This is a genomic window from Paracoccus aestuarii (genome assembly GCF_028553885.1).
In the GTDB taxonomy this organism is placed as follows: domain Bacteria; phylum Pseudomonadota; class Alphaproteobacteria; order Rhodobacterales; family Rhodobacteraceae; genus Paracoccus; species Paracoccus aestuarii.
The window spans coordinates 1193781-1219861 of the sequence record NZ_CP067169.1; the positions used below are offsets into that span (position 1 = coordinate 1193781).

The following is a 26081-nucleotide window of genomic DNA, read 5'->3' on the forward strand; positions in this document are numbered from 1 at the left end:
GCGTGGCTGCAAAATTTTGTGTTGTAAACCGTTACAGCCTGTGACAGCTTTGCATGAAACCGATTACATGCGCCTGTCGCAGCGTCGGTTCCGGGAAGGGAGTTCCGGGGGAGGACAGATGAAGACGATCAAGGGGCCGGGCCTGTTCCTGGCGCAGTTCGCGGGGGCCGAGCCGCCCTTCGACAGTTTCGGCGCGATCACGGCCTGGGCGGCCGATTGCGGCTATCTGGGGGTGCAGGTGCCTTCGGGCGCGGCGCAGCTGATGGACCTGGACCGGGCGGCCGCCTCGCGCGGCTATTGCGACGAACTGGCGGGGCAGGCGCGGGACCATGGCGTTCAGATCACCGAGCTGTCGGCCCATGTCCAGGGCCAACTGGTCGCGGTCCATCCCGCCTATGACGCGATGTTCGACGGCTTCGCCCCCGAGGCGGTCCGCGGCAACCCGGCGGCGCGCCGGGACTGGGCGGTCGATCAGGTTCGCAAGACCATCGACGCCTCGGCCAATCTGGGGCTGGACCGGATGGCGGCCTTTTCGGGTGCGCTGGCCTGGCCCTATGTCTATCCCTGGCCGCAGCGCCCCGAGGGGCTGGTCGAGGCCGCCTTCGACGAGCTGGCCGCCCGCTGGCGCCCGATCCTGGATCATGCCGACAGCCGCGGCGTGGACATCTGCTTCGAGATCCATCCGGGCGAGGATCTGCATGACGGCGCCAGCTTCGAGATGTTCCTGGACCGCGTGGACCAGCATCCCCGGGCGCGGATGCTCTATGACCCGTCGCATTACCTGCTGCAGCAGATGGATTACCTGCAGAACCTGGACATCTATGCCGAGCGGATCGGCATGGTCCACATCAAGGATGCCGAATTCAACCCGACCGGCCAGCAGGGCGTCTATGGCGGCTATCAGCCCTGGGCGCAGCGCGCGGGGCGGTTCCGCAGCCTGGGCGACGGGCAGGTCGATTTCCGGGCGATCTTTTCCAAGCTGGCGGTGATGGGCTTTGACGGATGGGCCGTGGTCGAATGGGAATGCGCGCTGAAGCATCCCGAGGACGGCGCCCGCGAAGGGGCGGCCTTCGTGCGCGACCACATCATCCGCGTGACCGACCGCGCATTCGACGATTTCGCCGATGGAGGGGCCGATATGGACGCCAACCGCCGCATGCTGGGGCTGGCCCGATGACCCGCCCGATCCGCCTTGGCATGGTCGGCGGCGGCGCGGGCGCCATGATCGGCAACGTGCACCGCATCGCGGCGCGGCTGGACGGCCGGTTCGACCTGGTCGCGGGCGCGCTGTCATCGGACGAGGCGCGTGCCGCCGACAGCGCGCGTGCCCTGGGCATCGCGCGCAGCTATGGCGATTACCGCCGCATGGCCGCCGAGGAGGCCGCCCGCCCCGACGGGATCGAGGCTGTGTCCGTCTGCACCCCCAACCACCTGCACGAGCCGGTGTCGCGTGCATTCCTGGAACAGGGCATCCATGTCATCTGCGACAAGCCGATGACCGCGACGCTGGACCAGGCCCGCGCGCTGGCCGATCTGGCCGCGCGGTCGGATGCGCTGTTCATCCTGACCCACAACTATTCCGCCTATCCCCAGATCCGGCAGGCGCGCGCGATGGTCGAACGCGGCGATATCGGCACGCTGCGGCTGGTCCAGGTCGAATATGCCCAGGACTGGCTGACCGAACAGACCGACAGCAAGCAGGCCGCCTGGCGCACCGATCCCGAACGGGCGGGGGCGGGCGGCGCGATCGGCGATATCGGCACCCATGCCTTCCAGCTGGCGCGCTTCGTCACGGGGCAGCTGCCCGAACGGCTGGCCGCCGACCTGACCAGCTTCGTCCTCGGGCGCAGGCTGGACGACAACGCCCATATCCTGCTGCGCTATGCCTCGGGGGCCAAGGGGATGCTCTGGGCCTCGCAGGTGGCGCCGGGGACGGAGAACGGCCTGCGCCTGCGCGTCTATGGCGACAAGGGCGGGCTGGAATGGCAGCACGACACGCCCGAGACGCTGAAATACACCCCCTTCGGCCAGCCCGCGCAGATCCTGCGCCGCGCAGGCCCAGGCAGCACCCCCGATGGCAGCCGCGTGCCGCCCGGCCATCCCGAGGGCTATCTGGAGGGGTTCGCCAACCTCTATGCCGAGGCCGCGCAGGCCATCCGCGAGGGGTGCATGCCCGACACGCTGCCCGGCATCCGCGACGGGCTGGAGGGGTTGCAGTTCATCGATGCCTGCATCCGATCCGACGCGGATGACGCGGCCTGGGTCCGGGTGATGCCATGACCGCCCCTGTCCTGGCGCTGGAGGGCGTCACGAAATCCTTCGGTCCGATCGAGATCCTGCATGGCGTCGATTTCGCCCTGCATCCGGGCGAGGTCCATGCCCTGATCGGCGAGAACGGCGCGGGCAAGTCCACGACGATGAAGATCCTGGCCGGATATCTGGACCCCACCGGCGGGCAGGTCAGCTGGCAGGGCAGGCCCATGGCCTTCACCGGGTCGGACCAGGCCGAGGATCTGGGGATCATCATGATCCACCAGGAATTCAACCTGGCCGAACATCTCTCCGTCGATCAGAACGTGTTCCTGGGCCGCGAATTGCGGCGCGGGCTGCTGCTGGACCACAAGGCGATGCGGGCGCAGACGGCCGACCTGCTGGGCCAGCTGCAATGCCGGGTGGACCCGGCCACGCCGGTCAACCGCATCTCGGTCCCCGACAAGCAGATGGTCGAGATCGCCAAGGCCCTGTCGCGCAAGGCGCGGGTCCTGATCATGGACGAACCCACCGCGGTGCTGACCGAACGCGAGACCGAGGTGCTGTTCGCCCAGATCGAGCGGCTGCGGGCCGAGGGGGTGGCGATCCTCTACACCTCGCACAAGCTGGGCGAGGTCAAGCGCATCGCCGACCGGGTGACGGTCCTGCGCGACGGCACCATGGTGCGGTCGGACCTGACCGCCGACGTGACCGAGGACGACATGGCCGCCGCCATGGTCGGGCGCGAGCTGTCCGACCTGTTCCCGCCCAAGCCCGCCCGCGGTGCCGAACCCATCCTGGAGGCGCGGGGCATCACCGTGCCGGGCGTCGTCCATGACGCCGACCTGACCCTGCACCGGGGCGAGGTCCTGGGCATCGGCGGGCTGGTCGGATCGGGCCGCACCGAACTGGCCGAGGCGATCGCGGGGCTGCGGCCGCGCGGCGGCACCGTGCGGCTGGACGGCCAGGACCTGCCCGCGGGCGAGGTGGCCCGGGCCATGCGCGCCGGGCTGGTCTATCTGACCGAGGACCGCAAGGGCGCGGGCCTGCTGCTGGACAAGACCCTGCGCGAGAACCTGACCCTGGGCCAGCTGGACCGCTTTGGCGCCCCGCTGATCGACCGCCGGCGCGAGGATGCGGCGCTGGACCGCGCCATCGCGGATTTCGCCATCCGCGCCCCCGCACGCGGGATGGCGGTGGGCGATCTGTCGGGCGGCAACCAGCAGAAGCTTCTTCTGGCCAAAACGCTGCTGTCGGACCCGCGCGTCGTCATCATCGACGAGCCGACGCGCGGCATCGACATCGGCACGAAACAACAGATCTATACCCTGATCGCCCGCCTGGCCGCCGAAGGGCGCAGCATCATCGTGATCTCGTCCGAGATGCCCGAGCTGATCGGCCTGGCCAGCCGCGTGGTGGTCATGCATGCCGGCCGCGTGGCGGGCGAGCTGTCGGGCGATGCGGTCACCGAAAGCGGGATCGTCCGGCTGGCGATGGGGATGGACGGAACGCACAAGGATACCGCCGCATGAGCAGCAGCAGCATGGCACGCAGCGCCCCGACCCGGCGCCCCAAGGTCAACCTGGCCGTCATCGCGCCCATCGTGGCGCTGATCGCGCTGATCCTGATCGGCATGGCGCTGAACCCGAACTTCCTCAGCTATGCCAATATCACCAACGTGCTGGCCCGGTCGGCCTTCATCGGCATCATCGCCATCGGCATGACCTTCGTCATCACCGCGGGCGGGCTGGACCTGTCGGTGGGGTCGATGGCCGCCTTCGTGGCGGGGCTGATGATCCTGTCGATGAACGTTCTGGTCCAATCCATGGGGCCGGGCCTGCCGGTCATCATGGCGGGCATCGCCATCGCGCTGGCCACAGGCCTTGCGGCGGGCTTCATCAACGGCATCCTGATCACCCGCGCGGGCATCGAGGCCTTCATCCTGACCTTGGGCACGATGGGCATCTATCGCAGCCTGGTCACCTGGCTGGCCGACGGGGGCACACTGTCCCTAGGCTTCGAGATGCGCGAGCTGTACCGCCCGGTCTATTACGGCGGCATCATGGGGATCAGCTGGCCGATCATCGTCTTTGCCGTCCTGGCCATCCTGGGCGAGATCGTGATGCGCCACACCGCCTTCGGCCGCCATTGCGCCGCCATCGGATCGAACGAGAAGGTCGCCCGCTATTCCTCGGTCGCGGTGCTGCGGGTGCGGCTGATGACCTATGTCCTGCTGGGCGTTCTGGTCGGCATCGCGGTCGTCATGTATGTCCCGCGCCTGGGTTCCGCATCCGCCACCACGGGCCTTCTGTGGGAGCTGGAGGCCATCGCCGCGGTCATCATCGGCGGCACGCTGCTGAAGGGCGGCTTCGGCCGGGTCTGGGGCACGGTCGTGGGCGTGCTGATCCTGTCGCTGATCGGCAACCTGCTGAACCTGACCGACTTCGTCAGCCCCTATCTGAACGGGGCGATCCAAGGCGTCGTCATCATCCTGGCCGTCGTCCTGCAACGCAACCCCGGCGCGGCCCGCTGAATTTCACCACTGGGAGGAGCAACCACCATGAGAAAGATCCTGATCGCCACCACCGCCCTGATGGGCCTGACCGCCGCGCCCGCGCTGGCCCAGACCATCGGCGTGTCCATCCCCGCCGCCACCCATGGCTGGGCCGGCGCGCTGAACTTTCACGCCGAACGCACCGTCCAGCGCCTGCAGGAGGCCAATCCCGACCTGCAATTCGTGCTGACCACCACCTCGGATCCCGGCCAGCAGGTCTCCGACCTGGAGGACATGGTCGCCACCCGCGGCATCGACGCGCTGGTCGTGCTCCCCTTCGAATCCGAGCCGCTGACCGGCCCGATCCAGCGCATTGCCGAGAGCGGCGTCTGGGTCACGGTCGTGGACCGCGGCCTGGCGCAGGAGGGGATCGAGAACCTCTATGTCGCGGGCGACAATGACAGTTTCGGTCGCACCGCGGGCCAATATTTCGCCGACACGCTGGAGGACGGTGCCAAGGTCGTCGTCATGCGCGGCATCGCCTCGACCGTCGACAACGAGCGCGTGGCGGGCTTCGAGGCCGCGCTGGAGGGGTCGGGGATCGAGGTCCTGGCCATGGACCACGGCAACTGGAACCGCGACACGGCCTTCAACCTGATGCAGGACTGGCTGTCGCGTTTCCCGGAAATCGACGCGGTCTGGGCGGCGGATGACGACATGGCCGTGGGCGCGCTGGCCGCCATCGACCAGGCGGGCCGCACCGACCAGATGTTCGTCGTCGGCGGCGCCGGCATGAAGGAGATGGTCCAGCGCATCCAGAACAACGACCCCACCGTGCCGGTGAACGTGACCTATCCGCCCTCGATGATCTCGACCGCGATCGAGATGACGGCGCTCGGGCTGACCTCGGGCGCGCCCATGTCGGGCGAATTCATCATCGCATCCGAGCTGATCACGCCGGAGAATGCCGAAAACTACTATTTCGAGGACAGCCCCTATTGATGACGACCGGCGGCGCGGAGCGATCCGCGCCGCCCCCGCGACCCCGGAGGAGGGGGTCGGTCCGCCCTGACTTGTAATCGGTTTCAGTTCATCGACCGGGGCTTTCACGCAAGGGAGGAGAGAATGACCGATTTGTCGGACCGGATGCCTGCGGCCCTGTCGCGGCGGGGATTGTTCCAAGGCGCGGGTGCCATGGCCCTGGGCGCTGGCCTGACGGGCACGGCCCATGCGCAGGACGCGCAGGGCCTGCGGGGCAATATCAACCATTCCGTCGCGCGCTGGACCTTTGGCGACATGGCGCTGGAGGATCTGTGCCTGATGGCGCGGCAGCTGGGCCTGGGGGCCATCGACCTCTGCGGTCCCGACGACTGGCCGGTGCTGGCCGAACACGGGCTGGCCAGTTCCATGTGCAACGGGGCCGAGATCAGCCTGGAGGATGGCTGGGCCGATGCCGCCAATCATGACGCGCTGACCGACCGCTATCTGCGCCATATCGATCTGGTGGCCGGGGCGGGGCATGTGAACCTGATCTGCTTCAGTGGCAACCGGCGCGGCATGTCCGACCAGGAGGGGTTGGAAAACTGCGCCCGCGGTCTGGAACGCATCCTGCCCGCCGCGCGATCGGCAGGGGTGGTCCTGCAGATGGAGCTGCTGAACAGCCGCGTCGATCATCCCGACTATCTGTGCGACCGCAGCGCATGGGGCGTGGCCCTGTGCGAGGCCTTGGGCAGCGATCACTTCCGGCTGCTCTATGACATCTATCACATGCAGATCATGGAAGGCGACGTGATCCGCACCATCACCGACCATCACCGCTGGTTCGGCCATTACCACACCGCCGGCAATCCCGGCCGCAACGAACCCGACGACCGGCAGGAGCTGCACTATCCCGCCATCTGCCGGGCCATCCGCGATACCGGCTTCGACGGCTGGATCGCCCAGGAATTCGTCCCCTCGGACCCGCGGACGGCGGCGCGATCGCTGCGCCAGGCCGTGCTGTCCTGCGACGTCTGACAGCCACAAGCATCACCGGAAAGGATACGCCAGATGGCAGAGAACATGCATTACGACGCGATCGTCGTCGGATCGGGCATCAGCGGCGGTTGGGCCGCCAAGGAACTGACCGAGCGGGGCCTGAAGGTCCTGATGCTGGAACGCGGCCGCAACATCGAACACCTGGTCGATTACGAGAATGCCGAAAAGGAGGCCTGGGACTATCCCCATCGCGGCACCGCCACCGTCGAGATGAAGGAGAACCATCCCGTCCTGTCGCGCGACTATCCGCTGAACGAACAGACATTCGGGATGTGGGCCAACGAACAGGACAACCCCTATGTCGAGGCCAAGCGCTTCGACTGGTTCCGGGGCTATCACGTGGGGGGGCGGTCGCTGCTCTGGGGGCGCCAGACCTATCGCCTGTCCGAGACGGATTTCACCGCCAATGAACGCGAAGGCGTGGCTGTGGACTGGCCGATCCGCTATGCCGATATCGCGCCCTGGTACGACCATGTGGAACGGTTCGCGGGCATCGCCGGCACCCGCGAGGGGCTGGACATCCTGCCCGACGGGGAATTCCTGCCGCCCATCCCGCTGAACATCGTCGAAAAGGACGTGGCCGCCCGGCTGCGGAACGCCTTCGGCGGCAAGCGCTATCTGATCAATGCGCGGGTGGCCAACATCACCGAGGCGCGGCCCGAACAGAACCGCGTCGCCTGCCAGTATCGCAACAAATGCTGGCTGGGCTGCCCCTATGGCGCCTATTTCAGCACCCAATCCGCGACCCTGCCCGCGGCGATGGCCACGGGCAACCTGACGCTGCGGCCCTTCTCGATCGTCAAGGAGGTGCTCTATGACCGCGATACCGGCAAGGCGCGCGGGGTCGAGATCATCGATGCCGAAACGAACATGACCTATGAATACACGGCGAATGTCATCTTCCTGAACGCCTCCAGCTTCAATTCGACCTGGGTGCTGATGAATTCGGCGACGGATGTCTGGGAAGGGGGCCTGGGATCCTCCTCGGGCGAGCTGGGCCACAACGTCATGGACCACCATTTCCGCGTCGGCGCCGAGGGCCGGGTCGAGGGCTATGACGACAAGTATTATTTCGGCCGGCGCCCGGCGGGCTTCTACATCCCGCGCTTCCGCAATATCGACGGCGAGGAACGGTCCTATACCCGCGGCTTCGGCTATCAGGGATCGGCCAGCCGCCAGGGCTGGCAGCGCGACATCGCCGAGCTGAACATCGGCGCCGACCTGAAAGAGGCCCTGTCGCGGCCCGGCGACTGGACCATCGGCATGACCGGCTTTGGCGAGATGTTGCCCTATCACGACAACCGCATTTCGCTGGACCGGGGCACGACGGATCGGTGGGGCCTGCCGGTCCTGTCAGTCAGCGTGGATCTGCGCGAGAACGAGATGCGCATGCGCGAGGACATGAAGCAGGACGCGGTCGAAATCCTGGAGGCCGCGGGCGTCGTCGACGTCAAGCCCGTGGACCGCGACTATGCCCCCGGCATGGGCATCCACGAGATGGGCACCGCGCGCATGGGCCTCGACCCCGAAACCTCGGTGCTGAACGCGCATAACCAGGTCTGGGACGCGCCCAATGTCTATGTGACGGACGGGGCCTGCATGACCTCGGCCAGCTGCGTGAACCCCTCGCTGACCTATATGGCGCTGACCGCGCGGGCGGCCGACCATGCCGTGACCGCCCTGAAGAACGGAGACCTGTGATGAACCGTCGTGACCTTCTGACGATGATCGCTGCCGTGACCGGCACGGCGATGCTGGGCGCGGGCCGGGTGATGGCCTATGTCCCGACCGAGACGGGCCGGAACATCTTCACCCCCGAGGATGCGGCCTTCCTGGACGAGGTGGCCGAGACGATCATCCCCGCCACCGACACGCCCGGCGCCAAGGATGCCGAAGTGGGCGCCTTCATGACCCAGTTCGTCAGCGACTGCTATACCCCCGAGGAACAGGCCGCCTTCCGCGAGGGGATGGAGACCCTGAAATCCGAGTCGCAATCCCGCTTCGGCCAGGATTTCGAGGCGCTGGAGGGCGAGCAGCGGCGCGAGATGCTGCAGGAGGCGATGATCGCCGCCGCCGCCCGGGCCCGCGTCGTCGCCGAGGCGCGCGAGGAGATGCGCCGCCAGGCCGCCGACCAGCAGCCCGCCGCCGAACCCGCGGCCGAGGCCCAGGCCCAGACCGAACCCGACCTGCCGGCGCTGCACTGGTTCACGCCGATCCAGCAGCTGACGCTGTTCGGCTTCTTCACCTCGGAGGTCGGGGCCAACGAGGTCCTGCGCTACGAGCCGGTGCCGGGCGAATATATCGGCGATTTGGACTACGACGGCGGCCCGGCCTGGGCCACCTGATCCCCGCGCGGCCCCGGATCGTCCGGGGCCGTCCCCCGATGAAAGGACAGCCGATGAAGACGATGACCGCCCTGGCCGCGCTGACGGCGCTGGCCGCCCCCGCCATGGCCCAGGATGCCACCCCTGAGGAACGCCGCGCCCAATCCACCGTGACCGAGGTGCAGGGCCCCGAACCCCGCCTGGTCGAGGCGCCCGAGGGCCAGCCCCCGTCCGATGCGGTGGTGCTGTTCGACGGCCGCGATCTGGACGCGTGGGAATCCGTGAATGGCGGCCCCGCCGAATGGCATGTCGAGGATGGCGCGATGCGCGTCGCCCGCGGCACCGGCGACATCCGCACGACCGAGAGCTTCTGCGACATGCAGCTGCATGTCGAATGGCGCTCGCCCCCGAATGACGAGGGCCATGACGGCCAGGACCGCGGCAACAGCGGCATCTTCCTGCAGAGCCGCTACGAGGTGCAGGTGTTGGACAGCCATGACAACCCCACCTATGCGAACGGGCAGGCGGGGTCGATCTACAAGCAGCATCTGCCCTTGGTGAACGCCTCGCGCCCGCCCGGGGAATGGCAGAGCTATGACATCATCTTCCAGGCGCCGGTCTTTGCCGATGACGGGGCGCTGCGCCGCCCGGCCCATGTGACGGTGCTGCATAACGGGGTGGTGGTCCAGAACCACGCCCAGATCCAGGGGGCGACGGAATGGATCGGCTATCCCAGCTACGAGGCGCATGACTGCGCGCCGATCCAGCTGCAGGATCACGATGCCGATGTCAGCTTCCGCAACATCTGGGTCCGCCCGATGTGACAGGCGCCCCGCGCGCCGCATGGCCCGTCCCGATCGTTCGGGGCGGGCCTTTTTCTGGGCGGGGCGCATGAAAAAGGGGCCGCGACGGATCGCGGCCCCAGTCAACCTGTCCGGCAGGGAGGGTCAGCGCGTGGCGCTGTCCGGCAGGTTTTCGGTCAGGAAGGTGGCCCCGGTCAGCACGACCTCGGCCGCGTCGATGGGCTGGTCATGTTCGATGATGTACCATTGCGCGCCGGCCTCCTCGGCGGCGGGCAGGATCGCGGCCCAGTCCAGCGTGCCTTGGCCCAGGGCCTTGAAGCCGCGTTCGTCGGGGGCCTCGCCCTCGGGGGCGTTGTCCTTGGCGTGGATCGCGAAGACGCGGCCGTCGAAGCGGGCCAGATACTCGACCGGATCCAGGCCGCCGCGCGCGACCCAAGCCAGGTCCAGCTCGGCCAGGACGTCACCGCCCGCGGCCTCCATCATGATCTCCAGCGCGGTGCGGCCGTCGAATTCGACCATCTCGAAGGCGTGGTTGTGATAGGCGAGCACCATGTCCTCGGCGCGCAGCGTGTCGCTCAGCGCGGCCAGCTCCTCGCCAAGGGCGGTCCAGCCCGCCGCATCGGCGGGCCGGTCATCCTCGGCCAGGAAGGGCACGGTGATGACGTCATTGCCGATCGCCTTGTTGAAGTCGATCACCGCCTGCGGATCGGCGCGCAGATCGGCCAGCTGCGCATGGGTCGAGATCGCCTCCAGCCCGTATTGATCCAGCAGGGCCGACAGCTCCTCGGCGGTGACGCCTTGGGTGCCGACCGTCTCGACCGCGGTGACGCCCGCCGCCTGCACCGCGGCCATCTGTTCGTCCAGCGTGCCGTGATCGCGCAGCGTGTACATCTGCACCGCGATGGGCAGTTCCGCCGTGCGCGGGTCCTGCGCCATGGCGCCCGTGGCCAGCACCGCCGCCAGACCGCCCAGCAGGGCCGGATATGCGATAGTCATCGTGATCTCCTCGGTTATGCCCCGCTCCTCCGGGGGTTGCAGAAAATGTAATTGATTTCATTCCGACTGAAAAGGATTACATTCACGGCGGTCGGCGAATTTCCGCATGCCCGTGCGGGCCGGGCGCGGGGGTTGCGGTTGAACCCCGCGCCGTTTGCCCCTAGGCCCCCGTGAACCGATCCGCCCCCGAAGGACATCATGGCCCATAACGACCTGGACGCCCGACATCTCGATACGCTGGACCGCGACCTGGGGCGGTTCTCGACGCTGGAAAACGCGACGGCCTATGCCTCGCGGCCGCTGGTCGCGCCGGGGATCGCGCTGGTCTTCGTGCTGCTGGCGGGGCTGGGGGCGGCGCTGGCCTTCGGCCAGGCCAACAACACGATGATCGTCGTGGTGGCCGCGATCTTCGGGGCCTACATGGCGCTGAACATCGGCGCCAATGACGTGGCCAACAATATGGGCCCGGCGGTGGGGGCGAATGCGCTGACCATGGGCGGTGCGATCATTATCGCCGCCGTGTTCGAGACCGCGGGCGCGCTGATCGCGGGGGGCGACGTGGTGGGTACCATCTCGCGCGGGATCATCGACCCCGCGACCATCGGGGCCGAGGGCGTGTTTGTCTGGGCGATGATGGCCGCGCTGCTGGCCTCGGCGCTCTGGGTGAACCTGGCGACCTGGATCGGGGCGCCGGTCTCGACCACCCATTCGGTGGTGGGCGGCGTCATGGGCGCGGGGATCGCGGCGGCGGGGTTCGCGGCGGTGAACTGGCCCACGATGGGGATGATCGCGGCCAGTTGGGTCGTCTCGCCGCTGTTGGGCGGGCTGATCGCGGCGGGGTTTCTGTGGTTCATCAAGGCGCGCATCATCTATCGCGCCGACAAGATCGCGGCGGCCCGGGTCTGGGTGCCGGTGCTGATCGGGATCATGGCGGGGGCCTTCGCGGCCTATCTGGCGCTGAAGGGGCTGTCGCGGCTGATCTCGCTGTCCTTCGGGCAGGCGCTGCTGATCGGGCTGGGCCTGGGCCTGGCGATCTGGCTGGCGATGATCCCCGTGATCCGCCGCCAGTCGCAGGGGCTGGAGAACCGCAACAAGTCGCTCAAGGTGCTGTTCGGCATCCCGCTGGTGATCTCGGCCGCGCTTTTGTCCTTTGCCCATGGGGCCAATGACGTGGCCAACGCGGTCGGCCCCTTGGCCGCGATCGTGCAGGCCTCGGCCACGGGCGGGATATCCGAGGCCGTGTCGATCCCCCTCTGGGTGATGCTGATCGGCGCCTTCGGGCTGTCCTTCGGGCTGTTCCTCTTCGGCCCAAAGCTGATCCGCATGGTCGGCAGCCAGATCACCAAGCTGAACCCGATGCGCGCCTATTGCGTGTCGCTCTCGGCGGCGCTGACGGTGATCCTGGCCAGCTGGCTGGGCCTGCCGGTCAGCTCGACCCATATCGCGGTGGGGGCGATCTTCGGGGTGGGGTTCTTCCGCGAATGGGACGCGGCGCGCCGGGCGCGGGCGGTGCAGGGCATGGCCCCCGAACGCCCCCGCACCGGCCCCGAGGAACGCCGTCGCCGCAAGCTGGTCCGCCGCTCGCATGTGCTGACGATCGCAGCGGCCTGGGTGGTGACGGTGCCCGCGGCGGCGGCCCTGTCGGCGGCGATCTTCCTGGGCCTGCGGACCTTGGGGGGCTAGGCCCCGCAGGCCGCCAGCCAGGCCCGGATCGCGGTCAGGGCAGGGGCCTCGTCCAGCCAAGGGATATGCGCGCGTCCCGGCACTTCGGCCAGGATCAGGTCGGGGCGCATCGCCTGCATCCGCGTTGTGACGGCAGGCGACAGCAGGTCCGAATTCGCCCCCCGGATCAGCGCGACGGGCATCCCCTCGGTCGCCTGCCACAAGGGCCACAGATCGACCGGCGCGCCTTCGAACGCGGCCAGAAACGCCTCGCGCAGGGCTGGATCATAGCGCAGCCGCAGCCCCTCGGGCGTCTGGTCGTAATGACGGCGCACATCCTCCAGCCAGCGCCCCTCGGGCACGTCCGAAAACCCCGGCATCACCTCGGGCAGGCGGGCTGCCAAGGCCTCATGCGTAGGGGCCGCCGGCGTGCGGCCCACGTAATCGAAGATCCGCTGCAGCCCCGCCCGCTCGATCTCCGGCCCCACATCGTTCAGGCAAAGGCCGGCCATCCGGTCCCGCGCGGTCGCGGCCAGGAACATCCCGATCAGCCCCCCGCGCGAGGTGCCCAGCACCGCCGCCCGCTCGACCCCCAGGTGATCCAGCAGCCCCACGGCATCACGCGCCTCGCGCGGCACGGTATAGGTCGCAGGCCCCGTCCAGTCCGACGCACCCCGCCCGCGATACTCCATCCGGATCAGGCGCACGCCCTCCAGATGGGGTGCGACATAGTCGAAATCCGACATCCCCCGGGTCAGCCCCGCCAGGCACAGCACGGGCAGGCCCGCCCCCTCGTCGGAATAGACAATCCGCGCCCCGTCATCCGCCGTGAAATCCGCCATGACCGCGCCCTTCTTCGTTGTCCAAATACCCCGCGGGGGTCCGGGGGCGCGAAGCCCCCGGCTCCGCCGTCAGAGGTTCTCGCTCTGCGGCATGCCCAGCACATGATAGCCGCCATCCACGGTCACGACCTCGCCGGTGGTGCATGCGCCCCAATCCGACATCAGCCAGACCGCGGTGCCGCCGATCGCCTCCAGCGTGGCATTGGCGCGCAGGGGCGCGTTCGCCTCGGTATGGCGGAAGGTCTTGCGCGCGCCCCCAATGGCCGCACCGGCCAGGGTCTTCATCGGGCCGGGGCTGATCGCGTTCACGCGGATGCCGTCCGGGCCCAGATCATTGGCCAGATAGCGCACGCTGCTCTCCAGCGCGGCCTTGGCCACGCCCATGACGTTGTAGAAGGGCGTCACCCGGTTCGACCCGCCATAGGTCAGGGTGATGATCGACCCGCCCTCCGCCATGAGGGGATGCGCCCGCCGCGCCACCTCGATCAGCGAATAGCAGCTGATCTCCAGACTGCGTTTGAAATTGGCGCGGCTGGTATTCATGAACCGGCCGGTCAGCTCGTCCTTGTTGGAAAACGCCACCGCATGGACCAGAAAATCCAGCCGGCCCCACCGCTCGGACAGGGCCGCGAAGGCCGCGTCCAGCGACGCGTCATCGGTCACGTCCACATCGACCAGGAAATCCGACCCGACCGAGGCGGCCAGCGGCTCGACCCGCTTGCCGAAGGCCTCGCCCTGATAGGAAAAGGCCAGCTCGGCCCCCTGATCGGCCAAGGCTCTCGCGATGCCCCACGCGATGGACCGCTCATTGGCGACCCCCATCACAAGCCCACGCTTGCCCTTCAGAAGATCGCCCATGTGTTTCCGGCCCTTATCCGTGATAGCGCGACATCACCAGCGTCGCATTGGTGCCGCCAAAGCCGAAGCTGTTCGACAGGACCGAATCCAACCCGGCGTTGTCAACGCGGCTGGTGGCAATTTCGCCCGGTTGAATCTCGGGGTCCAGAGTCGTCACGTTCGCCGATGCCGCGATGAAGTCATTTTGCAACATCAGCAGGCTGTAGATCGCCTCATGCACGCCCGTCGCGCCCAAAGAATGACCCGTCAGCGACTTGGTCGAGCTGACCGGCGGGGTCGAACCCTCGCCCCAGATGCGGCGGATCGCCTTGATCTCGCCCAGATCGCCCACCGGGGTCGAGGTGCCATGCGCGTTGATATAGCTGATCTTGCGATCCTCGGGCAGGGTGGACAGGGCCACGCGCATCGCGCGCTCGCCGCCCTCGCCCGAGGGGGCGACCATGTCATAGCCGTCGCTGGTCGCGCCGTAGCCGGTGACCTCGGCATAGATCTTGGCGCCGCGCGCCAGGGCGTGGGACAGCTCTTCCAGCACGACGACGCCGCCGCCGCCCGCGATGACAAAGCCGTCGCGGGTCGCGTCATAGGGGCGGGACGCGGTCTCGGGCCTGTCGTTGTATTTCGACGACATCGCGCCCATCGCGTCGAACAGGCAGGACAGCGTCCAGTCCAGCTCCTCGCCGCCGCCGGCGAAGACGATGTCCTGCTTGCCCATCTGGATCTGCTCGACGCCGTTGCCGATGCAATGCGCCGAGGTCGCGCAGGCCGAAGTGATGGAATAGTTCACGCCCTTGATCTTGAAGGGCGTGGCCAGACAGGCCGAGTTCGTCGACGACATGCAGCGCGTCACCATGAAGGGGCCCATGCGCTTGGGCGCGCCCTTCTCGATCACCGTCTGATGCGCCTGGAAGAAGTTCGACGTGGACGGCCCGCCCGATCCCATGATCAGGCCGGTGCGCGGGTTCGACACGTCGGCCTCGTCCAGGCCGCTATCCTTGATCGCCTGTTCCATGGCGATGAAGTTATAGGCCGCGCCCGGACCCATGAAGCGCAGGTCGCGCTTGTCGATATGATCCTCCAGCACGATCTGGGGCATGCCATGGACTTGGCTGCGGAACCCGTGTTCCGCATATTCGGGGGCTGCGACGATGCCCGAACGGCCCGTGCGCAGGCTGTCGGCGACTTCGTCGGCGGTGTTGCCGATGGGGGATACGATACCAAGCCCGGTGATGACGACGCGGCGCATGGGGGCCTCCTTCTGGATGGGGTCAGCTGGCCGAGAGGGCCACTTTCATGTCACGGACCTGATAGATCAGCTCTCCGTCGGCCTCGACGCGGCCGTCGGCCACGCCCATGGTCAGGCGGCGGGTCTGGATGGCCTTGGTGAAATCGACGGTGTAGCGCAGCATCTTGCGGTCGGGCCGGACCATGCCGGTCAGCTTGACCTCGCCCACGCCCAAGGCATAGCCGCGCCCCTGCCAGCCGCGCCAGCCCAGGTTGAAGCCGGTCAGCTGCCACAGCCCGTCAAGGCCCAGGCATCCCGGCATGATCGGGTTGCCGGGGAAATGGCAGTCAAAGAACCACAGGTCGGGTTTGATGTCGAATTCGGCGACGATATGGCCCTTGCCATGTTCGCCCCCGTCCTCGGAGACCTCGGTGATGCGGTCCATCATCAGCATCGGCGGCTCGGGCAGCTGGGCGTTGCCGGGGCCGAACAGCTCTCCGCGCGCGCAGGCAAGCAGGTCGTCGCGGTCGAAGCTGGTCTGGGTCATCGCCATGCGGGTCGGGCCTTTCCGGTTGCGGCCCGCCGGGGGCCATCAGGGGTCGAATGTTGCCGCAGGGTCTATCATCCGGCGCAAGATCGGCGCAAGGGCCAGCCGAAAGGCCCGCTCAGAACGACAGGTTCAGAACCACTGGCCGGGCTCCATCAGCCCCAGATCCATCAGCTGCTGCGACGACCAATCGAAGCGGTGCGAGTTGCGCCAGGTCATCGTGCCGACCTGATCACGCGAGCCGGGATTGCTGACCAGCGCCTTGGCCACCCGGAACGAGGCGATGGCGGCGGTCAGGTTGTGGTGCCACGGGCAGGAATAGGTGTTGTATTCCTCGACGGTAAATCGGTGATCGGCGGTGACGGCCAGGCCCGGGGCGGCGCGGAACAGCGCGATCCGGTCGATGCGGCGGCGGTCGGGGGGCAGCAGCTCCTCATAGCGCCAGCGCAGGCCGCCGTGGAAATCCAGCTGTCTTTCGCGGTGATGCCCGTCCGGCCCGACCCGGCCCAGGGCGTAATAGCCGGTCCGGTCGAACATCGCGTTCTCCAGGTCCACCGCATCGGGACAGCGCGCGATGTCCGAGGCATAGAGATCGACCACATAGGTCAGCATCGCGTCGCGCCGTTCCTCGACATGGAAGGCCAGCATCTCGCCCACGCTGCGCGTCTCGCAGAAGGGGTGGAACAGGAATTCCGCATTGAACCCGTAATAGAGCCAGGTCCCCGCGGGCACCGCCGCGATCACGGCGTTGACCACGTCCACATGCGCGTCGGGGCGGCGCGTGTCATGGCCCAGCTGGGTGACGCGGGCGGCCAAGGCCTCGGGCAGGTCCTGCGGCTGGTCGGATGCCAGCAGGATGTGCCTGAAGCCGCGGTCCAGGTGATGGCGGACGGTGCGTTCGACGGCCACGTCATCCTCGACTAGGATGATGGCCAAGGGGCCCTTGGCCAAGGCCTTGGGCTTGTCGGCCAGCACCGCGGCCATGGGGCGGACGGGTAGGACCGGCATCAGCGCATGACCGCCCGGACCTGCTCCAGCGCGGCAGCCAGCAGCGAGGGGTTGTCGGCGGCCGAGGCGACCAGGGCGCGCAGGGTCTGTTTCTGCGCGTCGGGCAGGGCGGATTCGTCGATCAGGCGGTCGACCTCGGCGCGGTCGAAGCCCTCGGGGGTCAGCAGTGCCTCGATCCGGGCGGCGACGCCTGCGGCACCGGCGCTGTCCTGGGCGGCGTCGGCGGCGTCGCGGGTGGCGTCGGCCGCGGCGCGGGCGGCATCCTCGGCAGCGCCGGCGGCCAGGCCAGTCACGCCCGCCGTGGCGCCCGCCGCGGCCTGTGCGGCGCGGTCGGCCGCGGCCAGGGCGGCCTCGGCTGCGGCTTCGGCGGCATCGGCCGCGTCACCGGCGGTGGGCAGGTCGCCCGAGGCGCGCGACGCCTCGGCCGCAGCATCGGCGGCCAGGGCCGCGGCATCGGCTGCGGCATCGGCCGCGGCGTTGGCGGCGTCCTCGGCATCGGTGGCGGGGTCCTGGGGGGCCTCGGCGGCGGTCCGGGCGGCCTCCTCGGCGGCGCGGGCGGCGTCCTCGGCCAGGCGCGCGGCCTCGCCCGCATCGGTGTCGGGGGTGGCGGGCGCCTGAGAGGTCTGGGCGGTCACCTGCGGCGCGGCGGTGTCGGTCCCGCGATCCTGCATCAGCAGCCATCCCCCGCCCGCGGCCAGCAGCAGAATCACGACGATCGGCAACAGCTTGGTCATTCGGCTTCCTTACCCGGTTTGGCGTCACGGCCATCTATGACACAGGCCCCCCCGGCAGGAAAGCACCGCCAGCCCCGCAAGGCTGCGCCTTTTGCGTCCCAAACCCATCAATTCCGGTTGAAAACCGCGGCGGCAGACCTTATTTTCCTGCCACTTCGAATGGCTATTCAAGGAGCAACGCCATAGCCCGCCGCCCGCATAACGCACCGCCCACCCGCGATACCGGTCCCCGGACCAACGAACGCATCCGGGTCTCCGAAATCCGCCTGATCGGTCCCGACGGGGAAAATGTAGGCGTCGTGCCGCCCTCGGTCGGCCTGCAGATGGCCCAGGATGCCGGTCTGGACCTGGTCGAGATTTCGCCCAACGCGGCGCCGCCGGTCTGCAAGGTGATGGATCTCGGCAAGTACAAATACGAGATGCAGAAGCGCGAGGCCGAGGCCCGCAAGAAGCAGAAGGTCATCGAGATCAAGGAGATCAAGTTCCGTCCCGGGACCGATACCCATGATTACGACGTCAAGATGCGCAGCGTGATGAAGTTCCTGGAAGGCGGCGACAAGGTCAAGGTGACCCTGCGCTTCCGCGGCCGCGAGATGGCCCACCAGGATCTGGGCCTGGAACTGCTGAACCGCGTGCGCGACGACGTGGGCGAGATGGGCAAGGTCGAATCCATGCCCAAGCTGGAAGGCCGCCAGATGGTCATGATGATCTCGCCCCGCTGAGGGCGCGACATCCGCGACATCGATCAGGGCCGCGCGGGCATTGCCGCGCGGCCTTTTGCATTGCAAGGATGCGCCATGACCCAAAGCCCCGTCCTGCGCGTGATGCGCCTGCCCGATGCCGATCCCGCCATTCCGCTGCCGCGCTATGTCACCGCAGGGGCGGCGGGGGCGGATCTCTGCGCGAACTTGGCCCCCGACGACCGGGCGGCCGGCCTGACGCTGCCCCCCTTGGGGCGCGCGCTGATCCCCACCGGGCTGGCCTTGGCCATCCCCGAAGGGTGGGAGGCGCAGATCCGCCCCCGATCCGGCCTGGCGCTGAAGCATGGCGTGACCTTGGCCAACGCGCCCGGCACGATCGACGCCGATTACCGCGGGCCCTTGGGGGTGATCCTGCTGAACCTGGGCGATGCGCCCTTCACCGTGGGCCATGGCGACCGGATCGCCCAGATGGTCCTGGCCCCCGCCCCGCAGGCCCGGTTCGACCAGGTGGACAGCCTGGAGGGCACCGCGCGCGGGCAGGGCGGCTTCGGCTCGACGGGGCGCGGCTGATGTTGGGGATATTCCTGATCGGGATGCTGCTGATCCTGGGCCGGGTCATGGGCTTTCCGCGCCGGGTGACGCTGACCATGGTTGCCGTGCTGTGGCTGGGTCTGCTGTCGCTGTCGCTGGCAGCCCCCGGATCGGCCGCGGCCCAGGCCACCGGCGGCAGCGCGGCGGGCTGGCTGGTGCTGGGCGCAGTGGTGGCGCTGGTCATCGGATATCGCCGCCTGCTGCGCCGCTTGCGCGCGGTGGCCGCCCCGCCCGCGCCCACCGCCCCCGCCCGGGACCGCCTGTCCGAGGCGGAACTGGACCGCTATGCCCGTCACTTGGTCCTCAAGCAGATCGCGGGCCGGGGCAGATGCGCCTGAAACAGGCCCGGGTGCTGGTCGTGGGGGCCGGGGGCTGGGGGCGCCCGTCTGTCTCTATCTGGCGGCGGCGGGGGTGGGGCGGATCACCTTGGCCGATGACGACACGGTCAGCCTGTCGAACCTGCAGCGCCAGGTGATCTTTCGCGACGATCTGCGGGGCGAGCCCAAGGCCTATGCCGCGGCCGAGGCGATGCTGCGCCTGAACCCGCATCTGGACGTGACCCCCCTGATCCGCCGCATCACCGAGGCCGACACGGCGCTGATCGCCGATCACGACCTGGTCATCGACGGCACCGACAGCTTTGCCGCGCGGGATGCGATCAATCGCGCCTGCGCTTCGGCGGGGGTCCCGCTGATCTGGGGCGCGATCGGGCAATGGGACGGGCAGGTCACCCTGTTCGACCCGGCCCGCGGCGGGCCGTGCCTGGCCTGTCTGTTCCCCGCCGCCCCCGTCCATGACGCCCCCTGCGCCGAGGCAGGCGTCGTCGGCGCGCTGCCCGGCATCATCGGCAGCGTCATGGCGCTGGAGGCGATCAAGCACCTGACCGGCGCGGGCCAGAGCCTGCGCGGGCGGATGATGCTGTTCGACGGGCTCTACGGTGAATCGCGGATGATCGCCTGCGCCGCCGATCCCGCCTGTCCCGTCTGCGGCGGGCAATCGGCGCTGGCACCGGGGGCGCCGCTTCCCTAACCTGCACCCGACAACCGGAGGCAGACATGACCGATCACCTGACCCATTGGACCGGCCCCGAGGGGCTGCCGCGCTTCGATCTGATCCGCGACACGGATTTCGCCCCGGCCTTCGACCGCGAACTGGCTGCGGCCCTGGCCGCGCATGAGGCGATCGCCGCCAATCCCGACGCGCCCGATTTCGCCAATACCATCGCCGCACAGGAGACCGCCGAGGAGGGGCTGAACCGCGTCCTGTCGATCTTCTACACGCTGGCGGCGGTCGATTCGAACCCGGCGCGCCAAGCGCTGCAGCGCGACTTCGCCCCGCGCCTGGCCGATTACGGCAGCCGGATCGGCACGGATCCGCGGCTCTATGCCCGGGTGCGGGCGGTGGCCGAGGGGGCGGATGCGCTGCCCGAACAGGATGCCCGCATCACCCGGCTGGCGCTGCGCGACCTGACGCGGTCGGGGGCGGGGCTGGACGCCGAAGGGCGCGCCCGCATGGCCGCGATCCGCGAACGCATGGCGGTGCTGACGACGCAATTCGCCCAGAACGTGCTGGAGGATGAACGCGACTATGTCCTGCCCGTGGCCGATGACCGGCTGGAGGGGCTGCCCGACTGGCTGTTGCGCGCGATGCGGGCGGCGGCGCGCGAACGCGACCTGCCCGGTCAGGTGGTGACGCTGAACCGGTCGCTGATCGTGCCGTTTCTGGAACATGCGGGCGACCGGGCCCTGCGCGAGACGGCCTTCACCGCCTGGACCCGGCGCGGATCGGGCAAGGGCGCGGGGGGCGAGGCGACCGACAACCTGCCCCTGATCCGCGAGATTCTGGAGCTGCGCCACGAACGCGCGCAGCTGCTGGGCTATGACGATTTCGCCGCCTACAAGCTGGAGACCCAGATGGCGGGCAATGCCGAGCGGGTCGAGGATCTGCTGACCCGGGTCTGGGCGCCCGCCCGCGCCCGCGCCGCCCGCGACGAGGAGCGGATGACCGCTCTGGCCCGCGCAGACGGCGTGAACGGCCCGCTGGAGGCGTGGGATTGGCGGCTCTATGCGCAACGGCTGCGGCGGCAGGATCTGGATTTCGACGCGGATGCGGCGGCGCCCTATCTGACGCTGGACGCGATGCTGGGGGCGGTCTTCGACGTGGCCCATCGCCTGTTCGCTTTGCGGGCCGAGCCCATCGAGGCGCCGCTCTGGACGCCGCGGGCGCGGGCCTTCCGCATCACGCGCGAGGGTCGGCTGATGGCGATCTTCGTTGCGGATTTCTTCGCGCGGCCGGCCAAGCGGTCGGGGGCGTGGTGTTCATCTTTGCAGGTCCAGCACAAGATCGGCGCGGGGCAGCGGCCGATCGTGGTGAACGTGTGCAACTTCACCCCGCCGGACGAGGAGGGCGCGCCCGCCTTCCTGTCTTGGGACGATGCGCGCACTCTGTTTCATGAATTCGGCCATGCGCTGCATCACATCCTGTCGGATGTGGACTGGCCCTCGATCTCGGGGACGGCGGTGGCGCAGGATTTCGTGGAGCTGCCCAGCCAGCTGCTGGAGCATTGGCTGGAACAGCCCGAGGTGCTGGACGCCCATGCGCGCCACCATCAGACGGGCAAGGCCCTGCCCGCCGATCTGCGCGACCGGCTGCTGGCGGCGGGCAAGGCGGATGCGGGATTCTCGACGGTGGAGTATCTGGAAAGCGCGCTGGTCGATCTGGCCTTCCATCGCGGCCAGCCGCCCGCCGATCCGATGGCCCGCCAGTCCGAAGTGCTGGAGGCGCTGGACGCGCCCCGCGCCATCCCCATGCGCCACGCGACGCCGCATTTCGCGCATGTGTTTTCCGGCGACAGCTATGCGGCGGGCTATTACAGCTACATGTGGTCCGAGGTGATGGATGCCGACGCCTTCGCGGCCTTCACCGAGACGGGGGACGTGTTCGACCCGGAGACGGCGCGACGGTTGGAACGGACGATCCTGTCGCGCGGCGGATCGGCCCCGGCCGAGGATCTGTGGATGGCGTTCCGCGGCCGCATGCCGGGGATCGAGCCGCTGCTGGAGGGGCGGGGCTTGGCATGACCGCGCCGCCCGAGGGCATCCGCATCGCGGCCGAGCGTATCGGCGTGGAGGAATTCGCGGCGGTGCTGCAGGCCTCCGGGCTGGCGGCGCGGCGGCCGGTGGCGGATGCGGACCGGCTGCGGCGGATGCTGGAGGGGGCGGGGATCGTCGTGACGGCGCGGGCGGGCGATGCGCTGGTCGGCGTGTCGCGGGCGATCACGGACGGGGCCTGGGCCTGTTATCTGTCGGATCTGGCGGTGGACCGGGATTGGCAGGGGCGGGGGATCGGGCAGGCGCTGATCGCCGAGACGCGCCGCCTGGCGGGGCCTGACTGCATGTGCCTGCTGCTGGCCGCGCCGGGTGCGGAGAGCTTCTATCGCCGGATCGGGATGCCCGCCTGCGAGACGGCCTTTCTTTATCCGCGCGAGGCCTGAGCAGGGGAGCCGACCTGCGGTCGGCGCGCTGCCGCCCGGCGGGGGGCGGCGCCGCTGACGCGGCGCCGTGCGGGTGTCACTCGATCTCGGCCAGCAGATCCTTGGCGTCGATCTGGGTTCCGGGGGTGACATGGACGGCGCTGACAGTCCCGTCGCGATCGGCATGGATGCCGGTCTCCATCTTCATCGCCTCGATGGTCAGGATCAGGTCGCCCTGCGCCACCTTTTGCCCCGCCGCAACGGCGACCGAGGCCACCACGCCCGGCATCGGCGCGCCGATATGGCCGGGATTGGCGGCATCCGCCTTGGGACGCGCCGCGGCCGATCCGGTGGCCTTGCGGTTCGGGACACGGACCTGGCGCGGCTGGCCGTTCAGTTCGAAGAAGACCTTGATCTCGCCCTTCTCATCCGTCTCGCCCAGGGTCAGCAGGCGCACCTCCAGCGTCTTGCCGGGGTCGATCTCGACGCTGATCTCATCCCCGGGCTCCATCCCGTAGAAGAAGCTGTCGGTGGGCAGGGTGCGGACCGGGCCATAAATTTCGTGGCGCTGCATGTAATCTGTGAAGACCTTGGGATACATCAGATAGCCGGCCAGATCCTCGTCGTCGATCTGGCGCCCGTCGAGGATCTCGGACAGTTTGGCGCGCTCGGCCTCCAGGTCCACCGGGTCCAGATGGGCGCCGGGGCGGTCGGTGATCGGCGCCTCGCCCTTCAGGACCTTGGTCTGGATCGCCTGCGGCCAGCCGCCGGGGGGCTGGCCCAGATTGCCGCGCATCATGTCCACGACCGAATCGGGGAAGCTGACATCCTTGGCGGGGTCCAGCACGTCATCGGGCGTCAGGTTCTGGGCCACCATCATCAGCGCCATGTCGCCCACCACCTTGGAGGACGGCGTGACCTTGACGATATCGCCGAACATGCGGTTCACGTCGGCATAGGCCTGGGCGACCTCGTGCCAGCGATCCTCGAGCCCCATGCTGCGCGCCTGCGCCTTGAGGTTGGTGAACTGGCCGCCCGGCATCTCGTGCAGATAGACCTCGGAGGCGGGGGATTGCAGGCCGGATTCGAAGGCGGCGTAGTTTTCCCGCACCCGTTCCCAGTAATTGCTGATCGCCCGGATTGCCCCGATGTCGAGGCCGGTGTCGCGGTCGGTCTGGGCCAGCGCCTCGACCACGGAGCCGAGCGTCGGCTGGCTGGTATTGCCGGACAGCGCGTCCATCGCGCAATCGACGGCATCCACGCCCGCATCGGCTGCGGCCAGGATCGTCGCGCCGCCCATGCCGCTGGTGTCATGGGTGTGGAAATGGATGGGCAGGCCGACCTCGTCCTTCAGGGTCTTGATCAGGATGCGGGCGGCGGCGGGTTTCAAGAGGCCCGCCATGTCCTTCAGCCCCAGCACATGCGCGCCCGCGGCCTTGAGGTCCTGCGCGGTGCGGATATAATATTTCAGGTCGTATTTGGACCGGTCCGGGTCCAGCATGTTGCCGGTGTAGCAGACCGTGCCTTCGCAGATCTTGCCGCTGTCGATGACCGCATCCATGGCGACGCGCATGTTCTCGACCCAGTTCAGGCTGTCGAAGACGCGGAACACGTCCACGCCCGTCTCGGCCGCCTGACGCACGAAGAACTGCACCACATTGTCGGGATAGTTCGTATAGCCCACCCCGTTCGAGGCGCGCAGCAGCATCTGCGTCATCAGGTTGGGCATCCGGGCGCGGATGTCGCGCAGTCGCTGCCACGGGCATTCCTGCAGGAAGCGGTAGGCCACGTCGAAGGTCGCGCCGCCCCAGCATTCCACCGAAAACAGCTGCGGCAGGTTGGCGGCATAGCTGGGCGCCACGCGGATCATGTCGATCGACCGCATCCGGGTCGCCAGCAGCGACTGGTGCCCGTCGCGCATGGTCGTATCGGTGATCAGCAGCTTGCGCTGATCCAGCATCCAGTCGGCGACGGCCTGGGCGCCCTGTTCCTCCAGCATCTGGCGGGTGCCGGGGGGGGGGCGGCCTGGGCCTCCGGGGGCTGGGGGCGCGGGCCTGTGCGGGCGGCAGGGCGCGGCCCGCCGTCTCGGGGTGGCCGTTCACGCTGATATCGCCCAGATAGGTCAGGATCTTGGTGGCCCGGTCCTGACGCTTCTTAAAATCGAAAAGGTCGTCGGTCGTATCGATGAACTTGGTGGTGTAGGTATCGTCCAGGAAGGTCGGGTGCTTCAGCAGGTTGATGACGAAGTCGATATTCGTGCTGACCCCCCGCACCCGGAATTCGCGCAGCGCGCGGTCCATGCGCTTGATCGCCTGATCGGGCGTCTGCGCCCAGGCCGTCACCTTGACCAGCAGCGAATCGTAGTATCGCGTGATGACGCCCCCCGCATAGGCCGTGCCTCCGTCCAGGCGGATGCCCATGCCGGTGGCCGAGCGGTAGGCCGTGATACGGCCGTAATCGGGGATGAAGTTGTTCTGCGGATCCTCGGTCGTCACCCGGCATTGCAGGGCGTGGCCCGACAGGGTGATGTCCTTCTGCTGTCCGTGGCCGGTCGCCTCGGCCAGGGTGGCGCCCTCGGCGATCTTGATCTGGGATTGCACGATGTCGATGCCGGTGACCTCCTCGGTCACGGTATGTTCGACCTGGACGCGGGGGTTCACCTCGATGAAGTAGAACTGCTGGCTGTCCATATCCATCAGGAATTCGACCGTGCCGGCGTTCTGATAGCCGACCGCCTGCCCGATCTTCAACGCCAGGCCGCAGACCTCCTCGCGCTGCGCATCGGTCAGATAGGGGGCGGGGGCGCGTTCGACGACCTTCTGGTTGCGGCGCTGCACGGTGCAGTCGCGTTCATAGAGGTGATAGAGGCCGCCATGCGTGTCGCCCAACAGCTGCACCTCGACATGGCGGGCGCGCAGGATCATCTTTTCCAGATAGCCCTCGCCATTGCCGAAGGCGGCCTCGGCCTCGCGGCGGCCCTCGCGGACCTTCTCGACCAGCTCGGCCTCGGAGTTGATGGGCCGCATGCCGCGCCCGCCGCCGCCCCAGCTGGCCTTGAGCATCAGGGGATAGCCGACCTGGGCGGCCTCAGCCTTGATGGCGTCGAAATCCTCGCCCAGAACCCCGGTCGCGGGGATGACGGGGACGCCCGCCTCGATCGCCACGCGCCGGGCGCTGGCTTTGTCGCCAAGCGCGCGCATCGTGTCGGCGCGCGGGCCGATGAAGGTGATCCCGGCCTGCGCGCAGGCATCGACGAATTCGGGGTTCTCGGACAGCAGGCCGTATCCCGGATGGATCGCGTCGGCGCCCGACAGCTTGGCCACGCGGATGATCTCGGGGATGGACAGATAGGCCGCGACCGGACCCAGCCCCGCGCCGATGCGATAGGCCTCGTCCGCCTTGAAGCGGTGCAGGCCCAGCTTGTCCTCCTCGGCATAGACGGCGACCGTCTTCTTGCCCAGTTCATTGGCCGCGCGCATCACGCGGATGGCGATTTCGCCCCGGTTGGCGACCAGAATCTTGTTGAACATGCCCATCCCC

Annotated in this window: 21 protein-coding genes and 2 pseudogenes; 15 read left to right on the forward strand and 8 right to left on the reverse strand. The window is 68.6% G+C overall.

The annotated features are described in order from the left end of the window. Positions 1-118: 118 nt before the first annotated feature. From JHW48_RS06145 to JHW48_RS06185, 9 genes are all read left to right on the forward strand, one after another. On the forward strand, positions 119-1177 hold the full coding sequence (locus tag JHW48_RS06145; RefSeq protein ID WP_119886097.1) for a sugar phosphate isomerase/epimerase family protein: 1059 nt from the start codon (positions 119-121) through the stop codon (positions 1175-1177). Next, positions 1174-2280: a Gfo/Idh/MocA family protein gene (locus JHW48_RS06150; protein ID WP_119886096.1), complete on the forward strand. Its 1107-nt coding sequence runs from the start codon at positions 1174-1176 to the stop codon at positions 2278-2280. Before JHW48_RS06145 ends, JHW48_RS06150 begins: the two co-directional genes overlap by 4 nt. Beyond that, positions 2277-3782: a sugar ABC transporter ATP-binding protein gene (locus JHW48_RS06155; protein ID WP_119886095.1), complete on the forward strand. Its 1506-nt coding sequence runs from the start codon at positions 2277-2279 to the stop codon at positions 3780-3782. The genes JHW48_RS06150 and JHW48_RS06155 overlap by 4 nt, the downstream gene beginning before the upstream one ends. Positions 3783-3793: 11 nt before the next feature. Then, positions 3794-4783 carry an ABC transporter permease gene (locus JHW48_RS06160; protein WP_419182412.1) on the forward strand — a complete coding sequence of 330 codons (990 nt, stop codon included), beginning with the start codon at positions 3794-3796 and terminating at the stop codon, positions 4781-4783. A gap of 27 nt (positions 4784-4810) precedes the next feature. Continuing rightward, the gene (locus JHW48_RS06165) at positions 4811-5746 is read left to right on the forward strand and encodes an ABC transporter substrate-binding protein (RefSeq protein WP_119886093.1); all 936 of its coding nucleotides are present in this window, start codon (positions 4811-4813) and stop codon (positions 5744-5746) included. Positions 5747-5869: 123 nt separating this feature from the next. Beyond that, on the forward strand, positions 5870-6760 hold the full coding sequence (locus tag JHW48_RS06170; RefSeq protein ID WP_119886092.1) for a hydroxypyruvate isomerase family protein: 891 nt from the start codon (positions 5870-5872) through the stop codon (positions 6758-6760). 33 nt (positions 6761-6793) lie between these two features. Then, on the forward strand, positions 6794-8482 hold the full coding sequence (locus JHW48_RS06175; RefSeq protein WP_119886091.1) for a GMC oxidoreductase: 1689 nt from the start codon (positions 6794-6796) through the stop codon (positions 8480-8482). Next, positions 8482-9126 carry a gluconate 2-dehydrogenase subunit 3 family protein gene (locus JHW48_RS06180; protein WP_119886090.1) on the forward strand — a complete coding sequence of 215 codons (645 nt, stop codon included), beginning with the start codon at positions 8482-8484 and terminating at the stop codon, positions 9124-9126. Before JHW48_RS06175 ends, JHW48_RS06180 begins: the two co-directional genes overlap by 1 nt. A gap of 53 nt (positions 9127-9179) precedes the next feature. After that, positions 9180-9929: a 3-keto-disaccharide hydrolase gene (locus JHW48_RS06185; RefSeq protein WP_119886089.1), complete on the forward strand. Its 750-nt coding sequence runs from the start codon at positions 9180-9182 to the stop codon at positions 9927-9929. Between the two features lie 123 nt (positions 9930-10052). On the opposite strand, the gene JHW48_RS06190 is transcribed toward JHW48_RS06185, so the two are convergent. Beyond that, the gene (locus JHW48_RS06190; RefSeq protein WP_119886088.1) at positions 10053-10904 is read right to left on the reverse strand and encodes a sugar phosphate isomerase/epimerase family protein; all 852 of its coding nucleotides are present in this window, start codon (positions 10902-10904) and stop codon (positions 10053-10055) included. A gap of 198 nt (positions 10905-11102) precedes the next feature. Between JHW48_RS06190 and JHW48_RS06195 the strand changes: the two genes are divergently transcribed. Continuing rightward, entirely contained in the window at positions 11103-12587 is a 1485-nt protein-coding gene (locus JHW48_RS06195) for an inorganic phosphate transporter (protein ID WP_119886087.1), read from the forward strand. On the opposite strand, the gene JHW48_RS06200 is transcribed toward JHW48_RS06195, so the two are convergent. The 6 genes from JHW48_RS06200 to JHW48_RS06225 form a co-directional block, all read right to left on the reverse strand. After that, entirely contained in the window at positions 12584-13408 is an 825-nt protein-coding gene (locus JHW48_RS06200; protein ID WP_119886086.1) for an alpha/beta fold hydrolase, read from the reverse strand. The genes JHW48_RS06195 and JHW48_RS06200 overlap by 4 nt on opposite strands. A 69-nt stretch (positions 13409-13477) precedes the next feature. Further along, positions 13478-14266 (reverse strand): enoyl-ACP reductase FabI, encoded by a 789-nt coding sequence (locus tag JHW48_RS06205; RefSeq protein WP_119886085.1) that lies wholly within the window; start codon positions 14264-14266, stop codon positions 13478-13480. A gap of 13 nt (positions 14267-14279) precedes the next feature. Next, the gene (gene fabB / locus JHW48_RS06210) at positions 14280-15509 is read right to left on the reverse strand and encodes a beta-ketoacyl-ACP synthase I (protein WP_119886084.1); all 1230 of its coding nucleotides are present in this window, start codon (positions 15507-15509) and stop codon (positions 14280-14282) included. 22 nt (positions 15510-15531) lie between these two features. Then, a complete protein-coding gene (gene fabA, locus JHW48_RS06215) occupies positions 15532-16041 on the reverse strand; it encodes a bifunctional 3-hydroxydecanoyl-ACP dehydratase/trans-2-decenoyl-ACP isomerase (RefSeq protein WP_119886083.1) in 510 nt (169 codons plus the stop codon). A 126-nt stretch (positions 16042-16167) separates the two neighbouring features. Then, complete coding sequence (locus tag JHW48_RS06220; protein WP_240637824.1) at positions 16168-17043, reverse strand: glycosyltransferase family 2 protein; 876 nt, start codon at positions 17041-17043, stop codon at positions 16168-16170. Next, the gene (locus JHW48_RS06225; RefSeq protein ID WP_170152279.1) at positions 17043-17777 is read right to left on the reverse strand and encodes a hypothetical protein; all 735 of its coding nucleotides are present in this window, start codon (positions 17775-17777) and stop codon (positions 17043-17045) included. Before JHW48_RS06225 ends, JHW48_RS06220 begins: the two co-directional genes overlap by 1 nt. Before the next feature lie 182 nt (positions 17778-17959). Between JHW48_RS06225 and infC the strand changes: the two genes are divergently transcribed. The 5 genes and pseudogenes from infC to JHW48_RS06250 all read left to right on the forward strand — a co-directional run bounded on the left by infC (position 17960) and on the right by JHW48_RS06250 (position 22562). After that, positions 17960-18499, forward strand: a complete 540-nt coding sequence (infC, locus tag JHW48_RS06230) for a translation initiation factor IF-3 (RefSeq protein ID WP_119886107.1) — start codon at positions 17960-17962, stop codon at positions 18497-18499. 75 nt (positions 18500-18574) lie between these two features. Continuing rightward, complete coding sequence (dut, locus tag JHW48_RS06235) at positions 18575-19048, forward strand: dUTP diphosphatase (RefSeq protein WP_119886081.1); 474 nt, start codon at positions 18575-18577, stop codon at positions 19046-19048. Next, positions 19048-20098: pseudogene (locus JHW48_RS06240) on the forward strand (HesA/MoeB/ThiF family protein). Before dut ends, JHW48_RS06240 begins: the two are co-directional and overlap by 1 nt. A gap of 26 nt (positions 20099-20124) precedes the next feature. After that, positions 20125-22149 (forward strand): M3 family metallopeptidase, encoded by a 2025-nt coding sequence (locus JHW48_RS06245; protein WP_119887838.1) that lies wholly within the window; start codon positions 20125-20127, stop codon positions 22147-22149. After that, positions 22146-22562, forward strand: a complete 417-nt coding sequence (locus JHW48_RS06250) for a GNAT family N-acetyltransferase (protein ID WP_119887839.1) — start codon at positions 22146-22148, stop codon at positions 22560-22562. The genes JHW48_RS06245 and JHW48_RS06250 overlap by 4 nt, the downstream gene beginning before the upstream one ends. Positions 22563-22638: 76 nt before the next feature. Here the strand turns inward: JHW48_RS06250 and JHW48_RS06255 are convergent. Then, a pseudogene (locus tag JHW48_RS06255) lies at positions 22639-26077 on the reverse strand (pyruvate carboxylase). Positions 26078-26081: the final 4 nt, after the last annotated feature.